Origin of the sequence: Pseudobutyrivibrio sp. JW11 (genome assembly GCF_900115355.1) — a bacterium.
GTDB lineage: Bacteria > Bacillota > Clostridia > Lachnospirales > Lachnospiraceae > Pseudobutyrivibrio > Pseudobutyrivibrio ruminis.
In genome coordinates this window covers 61663-75898 of sequence record NZ_FOWB01000009.1, presented here as the reverse complement: position 1 = coordinate 75898, position 14236 = coordinate 61663, and the positions used below count along the sequence as shown (strand labels likewise).

10 protein-coding genes, 1 pseudogene and 1 riboswitch are annotated in these 14236 nt (G+C 39.5%); of the genes and pseudogenes, 2 read left to right on the top strand and 9 right to left on the bottom strand.

The window, feature by feature from the left end; translation table 11 throughout:
* Window positions 1-92 precede the first annotated feature (92 nt).
* The 5 genes from BM102_RS09335 to BM102_RS09315 all read right to left on the bottom strand — a co-directional run bounded on the left by BM102_RS09335 (window position 93) and on the right by BM102_RS09315 (window position 4970).
* Entirely contained in the window at window positions 93-1022 is a 930-nt protein-coding gene (locus BM102_RS09335) for a cobalamin biosynthesis protein CobD/CbiB (protein WP_090481334.1), read from the bottom strand.
* 3 nt (window positions 1023-1025) lie between these two features.
* Entirely contained in the window at window positions 1026-1862 is an 837-nt protein-coding gene (locus BM102_RS09330) for a DNA-3-methyladenine glycosylase 2 (protein ID WP_090481331.1), read from the bottom strand.
* A gap of 1 nt (window position 1863) precedes the next feature.
* A complete protein-coding gene (locus BM102_RS09325; protein ID WP_090481328.1) occupies window positions 1864-2625 on the bottom strand; it encodes an MBL fold metallo-hydrolase in 762 nt (253 codons plus the stop codon).
* Window positions 2626-2775: 150 nt separating this feature from the next.
* Complete coding sequence (locus tag BM102_RS09320) at window positions 2776-3888, bottom strand: DUF5692 family protein (protein WP_090393745.1); 1113 nt, start codon at window positions 3886-3888, stop codon at window positions 2776-2778.
* A 140-nt stretch (window positions 3889-4028) separates the two neighbouring features.
* The gene (locus BM102_RS09315; RefSeq protein WP_090481326.1) at window positions 4029-4970 is read right to left on the bottom strand and encodes a diacylglycerol/lipid kinase family protein; all 942 of its coding nucleotides are present in this window, start codon (window positions 4968-4970) and stop codon (window positions 4029-4031) included.
* A 104-nt stretch (window positions 4971-5074) separates the two neighbouring features.
* Between BM102_RS09315 and BM102_RS09310 the strand changes: the two genes are divergently transcribed.
* Complete coding sequence (locus tag BM102_RS09310; RefSeq protein WP_242942924.1) at window positions 5075-6352, top strand: chloride channel protein; 1278 nt, start codon at window positions 5075-5077, stop codon at window positions 6350-6352.
* A 138-nt stretch (window positions 6353-6490) separates the two neighbouring features.
* Window positions 6491-6566: riboswitch (cyclic di-GMP riboswitch) on the top strand.
* A 101-nt stretch (window positions 6567-6667) separates the two neighbouring features.
* Window positions 6668-8392 (top strand): methyl-accepting chemotaxis protein, encoded by a 1725-nt coding sequence (locus BM102_RS09305; RefSeq protein WP_090481323.1) that lies wholly within the window; start codon window positions 6668-6670, stop codon window positions 8390-8392.
* Window positions 8393-8503: 111 nt separating this feature from the next.
* Here the strand turns inward: BM102_RS09305 and BM102_RS09300 are convergent, their stop codons facing one another.
* From BM102_RS09300 to BM102_RS09285, 4 genes and pseudogenes are all read right to left on the bottom strand, one after another.
* A complete protein-coding gene (locus BM102_RS09300) occupies window positions 8504-10846 on the bottom strand; it encodes an alpha-galactosidase (RefSeq protein ID WP_090481320.1) in 2343 nt (780 codons plus the stop codon).
* Window positions 10847-10898: 52 nt separating this feature from the next.
* Window positions 10899-12239 carry an MFS transporter gene (locus BM102_RS09295; RefSeq protein WP_143085484.1) on the bottom strand — a complete coding sequence of 447 codons (1341 nt, stop codon included), beginning with the start codon at window positions 12237-12239 and terminating at the stop codon, window positions 10899-10901.
* Window positions 12219-12746: pseudogene (locus BM102_RS14705) on the bottom strand (MFS transporter); the annotation flags it as partial. The gene BM102_RS09295 and the pseudogene BM102_RS14705, both read right to left, overlap by 21 nt.
* Before the next feature lie 16 nt (window positions 12747-12762).
* A complete protein-coding gene (locus BM102_RS09285; RefSeq protein ID WP_090481316.1) occupies window positions 12763-14229 on the bottom strand; it encodes a DUF6937 domain-containing protein in 1467 nt (488 codons plus the stop codon).
* Between the last annotated feature and the right edge of the window lie 7 nt (window positions 14230-14236).

The window sequence follows — 14236 nt, the reverse complement described above, 5'->3', positions numbered from 1 at the left end:
TCCTCCTAATCACAATATTTATAGCCAATTAAACCTATATTACATACTTGGTTAAATTATAATCCAAAGTATTTTTAAATTCCACCCGTAATTCAGAAAAATAACAATAAAATCACGAAAAATGCCTGGCATACCATAAAACTATTTTTCAGTAGATTTACTGCTTTATTTATATCTGATGCCTGGATTGGCTTATCAAAATCTCCTATCTTGCCATCATCCAACCCGATTTCCAAAGCTCCTGCAAAAGCAGAAATAGCTTTTTTTCTATCTCGTAGATGAATGAATCTGGCGTTTTTGCCGTTGAATCCGCCGAAAGTATGTCTTGCGCAAAACACTACAAGAGCACCGCTAAATCTTGATGGCAAATAATCAATTATTGAATTAAGCTTTACAATAGGCTGACCAAAATAATCGTATCTAGCGTTGTATGTGCCTGTTTCGAAGGTGCCAATCTGGCCTTCTATAATATCAAGGGCTCTGTAGACAAATCCGCCAACAGGACCAAACAAAAACATTACAAACAATGGTGACAGCACGCTATCCGACGCTTCGTTTGCAATGTAGGTAATAGTATCGGATGTTATGCCTTCTTCTGTATCAACTTCCACCTGACGTCCAATCAAAATGCTGGCAGTGTGCTTCATTGCAGCTACACCGTTTCCATAATAATCTGCAACTACGCCAAGGCCACCATAATATAATCTATTGAAATTCAAACAAAAGTAGCTGGCCTGGGCCTCAAAAAGCAAACCAAACCATGGGTGGATTTCATATGTAAGCATTGTAAAAAAGGTAATGCCGGCAAATACTGGAAATACAACGAGAATAATCAACCAAGCCCCAAGGTTGCGCTGCTTTGACTTCTCCAAAAGGATAATCTCATCTCCCAGCAAGGCTCTGTCCAAAAACTTCACCCAATCTTTAATTGTGTCGAAAGGATTCCACATGCAATATATATTTCCAAATACATAATCCAATATGGTTCCTAATAAAAGTGCAATAATATGATATTTAAACATTACTCAGCCTTTTCTCTTATGATAAAACTGTAATTGTTGAACATACCCCTGAAAGCCAGGATACTCTTTATTTATATAATCAAGATAAGCATCTTTTGTGTAATCACTGTAATCTTCCGAGATAATCTTCTTCATCCATGTATCAATTGGATAGCTTTCCATAAAATGGAATCCGTAAAGCATAATGCAATTTGCCACCTTAGGCCCTACGCCCTTGATTTTAAGCAGGGCATCCATAGCCTCCTGGTAAGGTAGCTTGCTAATAGCTTCAATATCAAGCATTCCCGCTGCTACTCTTTCCGATATTCCTTTTATGTAGTCTGCGCGATAGCCCAGGGCTGTGCCATCCATCAGCTCTGCTTCTGGAATAAACGCCAGCACATCAGCCTTTGGAAAATGAATTCCATCTGAATATCTGTCACACAGAATCTGGATGGATTTCTTAATCTTAGGAATGTTGTTATTCTGAGAAATCACATAAGATATGAAAACCTCCCACAAATCCTGCCTGAGGATACGCATTCCGAAAGCATCCTTCAATGAATCCTTTAAAAACTTATCATCGCTTTTGCGGATGATATTGTTGTAAGAAGTGTAATCTGTGTCGAAATCGAAATATCTACACCAGAATTCCCACTGACTTTCTTCACAGGCAAAATCCCATGTGTCCTTCTCCTTATTTAGGTAGAAATACACATCGTTATCACCGGAACAGGCACTATAGGTGTCAGGCATGCCATCAGCACCGGCAGTCTCCTTCTTCATTCTAAAAACCTGGCCAGAATTCATGATAATCTCTGGATTAAATTCTTCCGCTGTAAGACTCTTGCTAAAAACCATTCTAGTCCTCTATCTCAAAAATCATATTTTCCCTGTCTATATCCACAACTCTCTCCCTAAGATTTGCAATATCTGGACGACTTTTGAATCGTTCAATCCATTTGTAATTTCCCCACATATGCATCGGGAAGATGTTGTCGCAATCGATGTTTTTGATGAAGTAATCCAAGCCAAGGAAATATCCATCCTCCCCCATTCGAGAATCTAATGGAACAAACCCTATATCAAAATGCTTGTTTAAAATAGATTTTAAAGCTCGCTTGTACTCGCGACCGTATACTTCGCCGTATAGCTCTCCTCGACCTTCAGCATTCCACCAGTTTAAATCCCCCGCATGGTAAATGTTCATGCCCTTTACGCTGATTACGAATGCCACTCCCGCATCTGTAGAACGAAGGGTTTCTATAGTCATATCATCCATCTGATACTTCTTCATGGATGTTACAAACTGAATCTTGTCCTTTATGGATAAATCAAAGCCATTTCTAATAAGATAGTTGCGGCCTAATCTAATGTCCTTCGACAATATAAACTTGATATTGTCTCTTGAATCTGCAAGACGAAGATTTTCTAACCACCAATGATCCTTATGACTATGACTCGCAAAAACATAGAGATATTTATTAGGATCAAGCTCAGGCAGGCAACCATGAAACTGAACAGTATCTGCCACCACCGACTTATCAAAATAATCGAATAACAAATATCTATCATCAAGCTCCACCAGGAAGCTACTATGCATTATATAGTAAACTTTATACATTATTCTCTCCCAACATGCTGCTCACTCGCAATCTTTCATATTCTTGTGAATATTATACCTATATTTAGATGAATTTAAAATACCATTCACTAAATATTGATGAGCACAAAAAAGGCACCCGCCTAAGCGGATGCCTTAAAGTCTCATGAATTATTTTGCTGCACGAGCCATAGCCTCGTCGAAGTCCTTTGTTCCTTCGAATACGCAGTTTGAATATGGGTTTCCACCGATTCTGATTGCGTTTCTGATGATAACAGAGATACATACAACGTTAATTGCAAGTGCCATCATAGCTACGAATCCCTGCATTGAAGGATCAGCTGTGATACCCATTGCTGCGATAGCTTCGTTTGCTGCTGCTGTCTTGCCCTGGCCTGCGTTGTAAAGAGCGATAGCCTTCTCATAAAGATCCATTGTTGTAACACCAGCCTCTGTAGCGCCACCGTATACACGTGGAAGTACAGCTGCGAATGTACCCTTTAACTGGAAGAGAGGTACTACCTGAGCCCACATACACCAGATTGCAAGTGTGTTAGCACGGTTCTGGATCCATGCACCCTTGTTCCAAAGTGCGTTAGCAAATGTAGGAGCAAGAAGAAGTGCAACACCACAGTACCATGTATGTGTAGGAAGGTTAAGATATGTGTACTCAAAGTTCCATACATCATATGCGATGATGAACCAGATTGTCATATCTGGCCAAATCATATCTGCCTGATTCTTGTCGTTTGATGTGTAAAGCTTTACACAACCTGTCATACAGAAGATGTTGATCATACCTGCGAGAGCGTTAACAACGTTCCACCATCCACCGTAGATGAATACACCTTCGTTTGAGCACCACCAAGCACCTGAAAGGTCGCCTGTGATTGAGTATGCTGCAAGAGCAGACTCCATATCTGAAACATTAGCAATCATGATGTTTGCTGCTACGATGAACCATGGCCACCAAGCAAACCATTTTTCTTTACCAATGCCCCACTTATACTTGATCATCATGAAGCCGACGCATCCGATATCTGCTGCGTAGAGCTTGAAGTAGTGGAACCAACCATCCATATAAGCAACAGTTGGGTTTGCTGCACCGCCGAATAAACCAACGTGTGCAAGAATGAAATATACTGTAAGAATACATGGGATGATTACAAAGATAATCATTCCGCCGACCTTTGTACGACGGCCGAGTTCGTTCATGAGAATTAATCCTGCAAATACAAGGCACCAGCCAAGGATCTGCCAAAGATTAGTGATTTGGAAAAACATATCCATCCTCCTTAATAATTATTAGAAATTAAAAGAGAAACTTCTTCTCTTTCCCTCGGTTTCTATTATACTTGGTCGTCAAGAAAATAACAATGATTTACTTAATAAAAATTTAATACATTTTTAAGAATTTGTATTCCTTAAAAACCCCTAATTTTCAACTTTGAGGGCAAACATTCAAAGGTGATTTTTTTATAAAATCCAACATGTTCTCCATCTGCGTGTACACACATTTGGTCATTCATAGATATCTCCAATTTATTAAATTTTAATAAATCAAATCCCTTCTTCCCCTCATGCTTACCTGCAACCAAAAATGGTAGCAAACCGAAGCATTTTATTCTGCTTATGTCATGAGCAATAAAAGCTGTAAGATATCCGGAGTCAACTGTGGCCTTTGGAGCCATAGGAATGCCACCGCCCTCCGCCGGGCAATTCATAGCCGCCGCAAAGATGGTGCTTTTAATATTTCGCTCCTCTTTTTCTCCATCAAAATAGGTAGTAACAACTGCATCTGAAAATGGCATTGTAAAAATGTCACCAACAGTAAGAAGGCCGTATGTAGCTGAGCCAAGACCAAATTTATTCAAGAAAGTCTTAAGCTTACTAGTGAGCGCCTGCAAACAAACATAGGCATCCACCCCTATACCAGAGCTAACACCAAAGAGTCTGCTTTGCTCTTCTCCATCTTTATTATATGTAACCTTTCCTATATCAATGCTTTTGAACCCATCATCCTTAAGGGCTCGTTTTAAAATATCAAGGGTGCTTCCTTCCAATCCGATGCCCTTAACAAAATCATTGGCAGAGCCTGATGGTAGCGGTGTATATAAGGTATGTTCAAAATCTACTATTCCATTAAGAGCTTCATTTAAAGTGCCATCTCCGCCCATAACAAATAAATGAACATCCTCTCCCGAAGATGTGGCATTCTTTGCAAATTCAGTTGCATCATAAGCCTTGGCTGTAAAGTGAACCTCGTAATCTACACCTTCACTTTTAAGATATTCTTCTATCTTATTCCAAACACCTTCAGCTTTTCCTGTTCTACTCGCTTTGTTTACAATAAATACGTTTTCCATATTGTCTCCCAAATAATATTTCTAAGATAATTTTGTATATTTTATCAGGCAAAGTCAATGTATTTGTGTTAGCATACAATATATAAAATTCAAAGAGGGAAAATATGGATAATAGAGAATTTAAAGAAACGTTATTTCACAAAATCGATCACAATGGTCATCGAGCAATGTCTGTTTTCAGCTGGACAATCGCATCCATCGTAATAGGTGTTCTAGTAGGATTATTTGCTACCGCCTTTGGACTTAGCATGCGAAAAGTTATATCTGTCCGTGAATCCAATCCATGGCTTATATATTTTTTGCCAGTTGGCGCAGTTATAATCACATTTATATATAAGAAGATTCTTAAGGTAAAAGACAGCGGAACAAACACTGTTATTGCTGCTATTCAGTCAGATGAGCGTCTTCCATTTAGACTTGCTCCACTTATTTTTATAGCTACATTAATTACTCACTTGGTAGGTGGTTCTGCAGGTCGTGAGGGAGCGGCTTTACAGATGGGCGGTGCCATCGGAAATGGTATTGGACGTGTCCTTCACCTTAGTGATACCAACAAAAAGACAATGATTATGTGCGGTATGAGCGCAGCATTTTCTGCTTTATTCGGCACACCAATGGCAGCTGCTATTTTCTCCATGGAGGTTATTTCAGTTGGAATCATGCACTACGCAGCACTTGTTCCATGCGTTATTTCTTCCCTTGTAGCAAGATACATCGCTGCATACTTTGGACTTGGCGCTGAAATTTACCCAATTGAGGTTATTCCAAAGTTTACAATAAAAACAGCAATCATCATCTGTATATTTGCAATAATATGTGGATTTGCTTCTATATTATTCTGCACTATGCTCCACAAATACGAAGAATTCCTTAGCGGCAAAATCATCAATCCATATATTAAAGCAATAGTCGGTGGTACTTCAGTTTTGGTTCTTACATTATTGGTTGGAAATCAAACATACAACAGCACAGGTTCTTCTATAATAATGTCCTGCTTCACAGGCGCATCCATTGGGTTAGGAGCTTTCCTTTTAAAAATGGTATTTACCACCCTTACATTGTCCTGCGGCTATAAAGGTGGTGAAATTGTTCCTACTCTTTTCATCGGTGCCACACTTGGAGCAGCAATCGGTGGTTTAATAGGATTTCCTCCAGCTCTAATGGCTGCTGTAGGAATGGGCGCTCTGTTTTGTGGTGTTACCAACTGCCCTATCTCCAGCCTTTTGATTTGCTTCGAGCTCTTTGGTTACGAGCCAATGCCTTACTTCTTATTGGCCGTAGCATTCAGCTATTGGGTATCAGGCTATACAGGCCTTTACAAATCTCAGAAGATTGTATACAGCAAGTACAGAAGCAATTATATTGATAAGCATGTACAATAAAATTATTCTATAAACCAATTCAATTATGCAAAACTGTCAAAAATGATAAACAATTAACAAAAGTAGTTGCCAATCTAAAAATCAGCATATATAATTGTGACTGTTTTCAAGCAAATTGTGAAATATTTGTGAACAAACACTTTATATGGGCAAAACAAGCGAAAGCTTGCGACGCAAAACTATAGGGACTTTAAAATGTCAGCCAGTTGCAACTACTTAAAATATACACTCGAATTCTAAGCATGGTGTCATATTATATGTCCCATGCTTATTTTATTGTCGAGTTTGATTGTATTGCAATCGGAAAGGTTTAACATGAAAAAGAACAAGAAATTAGTGCGCCAGATATTATTATTAGCTTCTGCGTTAGCATTACTTATGGCCACAACAATCGCCATTATTGGTATCACTTTCGTCAAGAAAGCATATTATGACTCTTTCGAGGAAGAGCTTCATGCATCTGCAGTATTCCTTATGGATGCAATGGACCACGAATGGAATGGTGATTGGTCAGTTGCTTCAAATGGAACTATTCTTAAAGCAAATTTTGCTGTACACGATGATTTCCAGGCACAGCTTGATAGCTTGCACGAGAAGACCGGAATGGATTTTACAGTCTTCTACGGAGATACCCGTTACATCACTTCTCTTGTTGATTCTGAGACTGGTGAGCGTATGGAAGGAACAAAAGCCTCAGATGTTGTAGTGGAAAAAGTTCTCACAAACGGAGAAGAATATCTTGCAACAAACTTTTCTATAGATGGCATCGAAGGAAAATGGTACGCATACTACATACCTCTTACTAATTCCGACGGTTCAATTGTAGGTATGGTATTTGCAGGTAGAGATACAACTTCAGTAGAAGCTGCTTTGTGGCATGCTCGCTTAATCATCATGGGAGTTTATGTCTTCTTCTTCTTCCTTAACCTTTCTATTGGAAAATGGTTAGTACATAGATCTACAAAAGCTATTCAGGATATCGTAGACGGATTAAAGAAGCTTGAAGACGGTGAGCTTTCATTCTACATAGATAACCAGACATTTGACAGAACTGATGAAATTGGTGTAATCGCAGAAAGCTCTGCAGAGCTTCGCGATAAACTTACAGATGTTATCCAGACAACTCTTGATCTTTCAGAAGAAGTTACAAAATCTGGTGAGAACCTTGCAACATCAGCTGATACTGCCCTTCATGTAGCAGATCAGGTTGCAAACGCTGTAGAAGATATCAGCAAGGGCGCAGTAGCTCAGGCTGAAAACGTTGAAAATTCATTATCAAACACTACAGAAATGGGTGAAAGCATTGATGATATCACTTCAAGTGTTAAGGAGCTTTCAAAGGCTGCTACAGAAATGCTTGAAGATGCGAACCACACTGTTGATGCAATCAACGAGCTTATGCTTCAGAACGAACAGGTTATGGTAGCCATGACAGAAATCCATAGCCAGATTCAGGCTACAAACGATGCTGTTAAAAACATCGCTGATGCTTCAAGTGCTATCACATCTATTTCAGAGCAGACCAATCTTCTCTCTCTTAACGCTTCTATCGAGGCTGCCAGAGCTGGAGAATACGGTAGAGGATTTGCCGTTGTAGCGTCTGAAATTGGTTCCCTGGCTATCCAGTCAAAGGATGCAGCTGTTTCAATTAATGGAATCGTAGATAAGCTTGTAGAAGAATCACAGATGAGTGTTGATACTATCGAAAAGCTTAACGTAGCATTCAACAAGCAAAACGCTCAGCTTAACAGCACAAAGACAGATATGGATGGAGTTGTTAGCAACGTAAACAGCGTTGATATTAGTACAAAGACAATTGCTGATAAGGTTGAACTTCTTAACAACCTTAAGGCAAGCTTCAATGATATTATTTCAGAGCTCTCTGCTATTTCTCAGCAGAATGCAGCATCTTCACAGGAGACAACTGCTTCTATGGAAGAGCTCAACACAACATTCGCTATGATAAATGAGGCCGCAGCCGAGCTCAAGGACCTTGCCGTAAGCCTCAACGATAAGATGAATTATTTTAATATAGCATAAGGAAAAGAGCCTGTTACACTCTCAAGCCTATGTATTACTCCGTCGAACATGGAAAGTTCTCCTTGAGTAACACATAGAGCTTGATAGTTACAGGCTCTTTTTAATACATATTTAATCGTCAGCTTTCTCTACGAAATACAGGCGTGCTCCGAAATCTGGGAAGTAGCGAACTTCTTCATTGAAGCCGGTACCTACGAAGCTTTGTACAAGCTTAACTCCGTTAGAATTAAGTGTGTTTCCATAAGCCACGTAATCTTCTATTTCACCAGGCATCTTTACAAACTTTGCAACAAGATTATGTACAAGTGAATCCTGCTTAATATGAATTGGAGAAACTGTATTTACCAAATCTCCAAATCCCTTTACGTTATATTCAAGCTTGCGTCCAAAGAAGTGGTACTTTGTCTGCGGATCAAGGCCAGCCATCTCAAGCTTCAAGTACTGGTCTCCTGCTACGATTTCTCGCTGCATAAGCATTGAAACAGATGTAGATTTATCCTTATCAACGATGCTCCACTGATAAATGTTGTCCGCTCTGTGGCGATAGAAATCGCCAAACTGTAATGTCTTACGATACTGCTTGTAAAGCTCGATTTGTGCCTTAACAGCTGCAATATCTTCTGACTTCATATCGTTAAGATTGAGCTCATATCCAAGTACACCAAAGCTTGCTACGGCAAAGCGTGATTCAAGCGGTGTAACACGAAGTGTCTGATGGTTTGGACATGCAGAAACATGTGCTGTGTATGTAGACTGTGGATATCCATATGAGTATCCATCCTGAATTGCAAGTCTGCTGACAGCATCTGTATTATCACTTGCCCAAATCTGTGGATAATAGCAAAGCACACCAAGGTCGAATCTGTTTCCACCTGAAGCACATCCTTCCATCAGAATCTCTGGGAAGCGCTCAGCCAATGTCTTTAACAATCTGTAGAAGCCAAGAACATATCTATGGCTAACCTCAAGCTGCTTATCAGCTGGGAGATACTTTGAATAGTAATCTGAGAAGTTTCTATTCATATCCCACTTGATGTATGAAAGACCAGGTGTAGAAAATACCTCGCTCATTCTGTCAATCATGTAATCTACAACCTCTGGGTTGCAAAGGTCAAGCAATCGCTGGAAACGTCCCTCTGAATGATCCATGTTTGGAATATCGATAGCCCAATCTGGATGCTTTCTGTAAAGCTCACTATCAACGTTAATCATCTCTGGCTCAACCCAAAGACCAAACATAAGACCAAGGTCGTTTACCTTCTTTGAAAGACCTTCCAAGCCACCTGGAAGCTTCTTTTTATTAACAATATCCCAATCGCCAAGGGCTCTGTGATCGTCGTTTCTATCGCCGAACCAGCCATCATCCATAACGAACAATTCTGCGCCAGCATTCTTAGCTGTCTTTGCAAGCTTTAAAAGTGAACCCTCTGTAAAATCGAAATAAGAAGCCTCCCAGCTATTGATAAGGACTGGGCGTTCCTTCTTTTTCCATGGGCCACGTGTAATATGCTCACGAACGAAATCATGCATATTAAGGCTCATCTGTCTGAAACCAGCTGCTGAATATGTAAGAACTGCTTCCGGTGCCTCAAATTCCTCTCCTGCTGCTAAATCCCATGCAAAGTTCTGAGGATTGATTCCATATACAACTCTTGTCTTCTTAAATGAAGAAACCTCTGTAGCTGAGTAATGATTACCAGAGTAAAGTAAGTTAAATCCCCAAACATCTCCAGACTCTTCACACGAATCTGGCTCAGAAATCATAAATAAAGGATTGCATCTGTTTGAGCTAGTGCCTGTAAATGATGCATTAACAAACTTACCAGCTGGAAGAACAATATCACTCTTGTTCATCTCACGTGTCCAGCCACCGTGGAATGATGTGATTTTCATGCCTGGATGATCGTAATCCATAAGCATAGAAAGCATACGTGTAAGGCGAACGCTTTCATCTGAAGTATTTATAAACTTGGCAGAACGAGTAATTACATCGCACTCTTCAAACACTGAATATGAAAGAATCAAAGTGAATCCGTGATTCTTATCCTTCATGGTTACGTTGAGAGTTTCTACCTTGCCTGATTCGTCATATGAGCTTGGTAAAGTCTTGAACTCAGGCTTCCCTGAAATAACCTCATATGAATCATAAACGAAGTCCAATGATGTGCTTCCATCAGCACAAATTACTTCTAGCATAGGCTCTCTTAAATCGCCCTTACCAATTGCAGAAAGCTCAAGTCTAACATCCTCTAATGTTAAATCCTGGTGTGCATCATCGTATGTAATAGTATTGCCTGGAGCAAATGCACGCTTTTCTTTAAGCACAGATGGCTCATCGCAATTGATGAGCCTTCCGTAATACATATGTTCCAGCTGACCTGTTTCCATTACGCGAAATGCGTATGTTGTTGACTTGGTATTTAAGAAAAATACCTTTCCATCAGCTTTAATCATCTAAAAACCTCCAACTCCTGTAAAAATTACAAGATTAATCTTAACATATATTTTATTTACGAGCTTTTAATTCGTCTGAAATCTCAGCAAGCTTTTCATCAGTCAAAATGTATTTTGCTCTAAAGAACAAGAATGCAATAACAAGAACGATTGTTGGTCCGACTGTCATAATCATTCTAAGTCCGATTACTGAATTTGCATCAATAGACTCAAGAAGTCCACTGTTTGCAACCTTTGCCTGAAGACCAGCCACATCAAGTGTTGCTGCACTATCCTTCTGGATATTGAAAATAGCAAGACAAACTGATGCAACAAGAGCTGCAATACCAGATGCAAGCTTAACAACGAATGTCTGCATAGAGAAAATAACTGATTCGTCTCTACGATAGTTCTTAAGCTCACCGTAATCTACTGTATTTGCAAGGAATACTGTGACTACAACGTTAAGAATTCCTGCGCCAGACATGATAAGGAAGCCTGGTAAGAAGAAAATAAATACGTTTGTAACTCCGCTAAGTGCCATTACAAGAAGAACGATGTATCCTACTATTTCTGCTGCTACGCAAATATAGAAAATACGAAGTGTTGTAAAGGCTTTTCTAAGAAGAGGGAATAAAATCATCATTGCAAGAATCTGCATACCACCTGCAAATGTGTTGAATAATGTGTAATTTCCCTGCCAATTGCTTCCTGCTAAATCGTATTTGAAGAAGTAAATCAAAAGGTTTGATGTAATGTAAAGTGCAGTGTTTACAAGAACGATTGTTATAACAATTGTCATAGCCTGATCATTCTGGATAAGAGCCTTAAACATCTGACCAATTGATGCTGTCTGCATATCTACTGTAGACTTCTCTTTAATACATGCACATGTGATGCCAATAAAGAGAATAAATAATGCACCGATGATGATTGAGAAGTACTTAAAACCAAGACGCTCAACTTCCATTGTAGAAGTCATATCAATTGTCATTTTGCTAAGATCAACTTCACCATTCATAAGCTGGTTGAATGCATCACTAGGAACATAAATTGCAACTGCAACAGCTCCTGAGTCGACGCTATCCATAGCAACGTTAATATCACAATCATCTCCCTCTACATAAGTAGTATCACCATATGTAAAGCTATAATTTGTGTTGTCACCATTTAAAGATACAACGCCGTTGTAGCCGTTTTCTTCATCTACAACACCGTCAAATACCTTCTGGATACCTGTTACATTAAGAACAATATCATTTCCAATAACTGTGCTTGTGTTTGATGTAGGATTTCCGTCTGCATCACGCTCTACAACATACACACTGAAGTTAGTATTGCTAGAATCAAATGTCTTTAAAATATTGTCTGTGCTGTTTGCTGCTGCTTTTGAACCAAGAGCTGCAACAGCCATAACTGTAACGATAGTAACAAGTGCGGAACCAACACCAGCGCATGAACGAGCAAGTGCTGATAAACCTTCACGCTCCTTACCGCTATCTGTAAAAGCTGGAACCATTGACCAGTAAGGGATATCCATCATAGTGTATGTAACGCCCCACATAATGTAAGTAACAGCTGCGTAAGCAACAAGTCCCTTAGCTGTAGCTGCTGGTGGTGCAGAAAACATTAAAATCAAAAGAACTGTGTTTGTAATAGTTCCAATTAAAAGCCAAGGACGGAACTTTCCCCAACGAGTCTTTGTCTTTGCAACAATTACACCCATGATTGGATCATTAAATGCATCAAATACACGGGCAACCAAAAGGATAATACCCATCGCAATTGCATTGACTCCCATGATGTCCTGGAAATAGTAAAGTACGTATGAAGCTGAAAGCATGTAAACCATGTCCTTTCCAACAGCTCCTATACCATAGGCAAATTTTTCAACTCCCGATAAACTTCTTTTTTCTGCCATTATACTCTCCTCCTAATTAGTTCTTATTCTTAAGCCCCATGGCAAGCTCAACGACCTTATAAGCACCGTCATAAACCCCAATAGTCTTGTTAACTTTGATGCTTTCACACATATCTGTAAGAAGTCTGTCGTCCTGCATAAATAAATCTATCATTTGAAGTGTATGAGGAATGTCTCTACACTCAAGTGTTCCATCACCCATTTCTGCTGAGTGAATAGCGCCCCACATCTCGTGCTTTCCAACTCGCTTAATGAAAAGCTTAGGTACTGGATAGAACGCAAGCTCTGATGGCTTTGTAACAAGTACATCGCAGCTACGCATAAGTAAGTTTGTGCAGTAAACTGCTTCAAAAATGTTTTCGTGATAGAATCCGTGGATTCCCTCAACATCACCTGTCAAAGCTTCCTCAGCGAACTTTGTTGTAGCATCAAACTCATTGAAGTGCTCTGTAACTACATCCTTCATCTGAGGGATTTCTGCCATCAAATCATCCCATACATTCTTGTAATCGCCAACATTTACATATAAAGCTGCACGATGTGATTTAATCTCTGGCAATAAATACTTGATGATTGCTGCAAAGATTTCTTTCTGTGCACCAGCGCCACCGATTGTAAGAAGGAAACGCATTGGCTTGCCATTCTTCTTTCTATCAAGACGAGCCTGGCAATCTGTTTCGATATTTGAAACAAGCTCGTGGTCAATATAGTGACCTGTGTATACTAAAGAATCATTTGGCATTGGCTTGCAAACTGCATCTCCTGCCATACCGTTGCAGATTCTGTATCCCATATATGCATTCTTACACTGAATAGCATGAACTGCTCCTTCAGCAAAATGAAGGGCCATTGGCCAGTTGTCTGGAATAGCATTTACAACATACTTCATCCCTGCATGTACAGCAGCCTGAGCTGGCCATGCATGTGTTCCGATAACAGGAATCTCCTTTGGAACATTCTTGTAAACTGTAGCCATAAGCTCAGCATTCTTCTGGTCTGAAGAGTTGTAAGAAAGCTTTCTAAACCACTCATAGTTTGCTGGCTCCCAAATAAACTTGTTGAAAAGCTTGTTCTTTGAAAGTCTTGAACCAAGTGAATACAAATCATTCTGAGCGCTGATAACCTTTGTGCAGGTAGTCTGTGGATAGCCATTTAAATCCATCCAATATGGTGTGTAGCCCATAGACTTTGCAGCTGATGCCATAGCCATGGAAATACGATAATGACCAAATCCCATACGGATATTACCAACGATAACACCCTTCTCAGTATCAAAAGCTTCCTTTGATTCGCCGTCCTTTAAGAGAACGTCATATACACCAAGAGAATTTCCAATGTGATCATTCTTCGCAATTACGATATTGTAATCCACGTTTGAATCATCACCATATTTCTTGATGTTCTTTTCTTTTGTTTTGCACGCTTTTTTGTAATCCTTATCTGAGATTACGTTTCCAAAAATTACTTTACTTTTGTCTTGCATCTTTTTA

Excerpts from the sequence above, each read along its gene's own strand:
- BM102_RS09330 (WP_090481331.1), bottom strand. The coding sequence starts at position 1,862 with ATGGTTTTTAGCAAGAGTCTTACAGCGGAAGAATTTAATCCAGAGATT.
- BM102_RS09285 (WP_090481316.1), bottom strand. The coding sequence starts at position 14,229 with ATGCAAGACAAAAGTAAAGTAATTTTTGGAAACGTAATCTCAGATAAG.
- BM102_RS09295 (WP_143085484.1), bottom strand. The coding sequence starts at position 12,239 with ATGGCTGTTGCAGCTCTTGGTTCAAAAGCAGCAGCAAACAGCACAGAC.
- BM102_RS09320 (WP_090393745.1), bottom strand. The coding sequence starts at position 3,888 with ATGTTTTTCCAAATCACTAATCTTTGGCAGATCCTTGGCTGGTGCCTT.
- BM102_RS09335 (WP_090481334.1), bottom strand. The coding sequence starts at position 1,022 with ATGTTTAAATATCATATTATTGCACTTTTATTAGGAACCATATTGGAT.
- BM102_RS09300 (WP_090481320.1), bottom strand. The coding sequence starts at position 10,846 with ATGATTAAAGCTGATGGAAAGGTATTTTTCTTAAATACCAAGTCAACA.
- BM102_RS09305 (WP_090481323.1), top strand. The coding sequence starts at position 6,668 with ATGAAAAAGAACAAGAAATTAGTGCGCCAGATATTATTATTAGCTTCT.
- BM102_RS09325 (WP_090481328.1), bottom strand. The coding sequence starts at position 2,625 with ATGTATAAAGTTTACTATATAATGCATAGTAGCTTCCTGGTGGAGCTT.
- BM102_RS09310 (WP_242942924.1), top strand. The coding sequence starts at position 5,075 with ATGGATAATAGAGAATTTAAAGAAACGTTATTTCACAAAATCGATCAC.
- BM102_RS09315 (WP_090481326.1), bottom strand. The coding sequence starts at position 4,970 with ATGGAAAACGTATTTATTGTAAACAAAGCGAGTAGAACAGGAAAAGCT.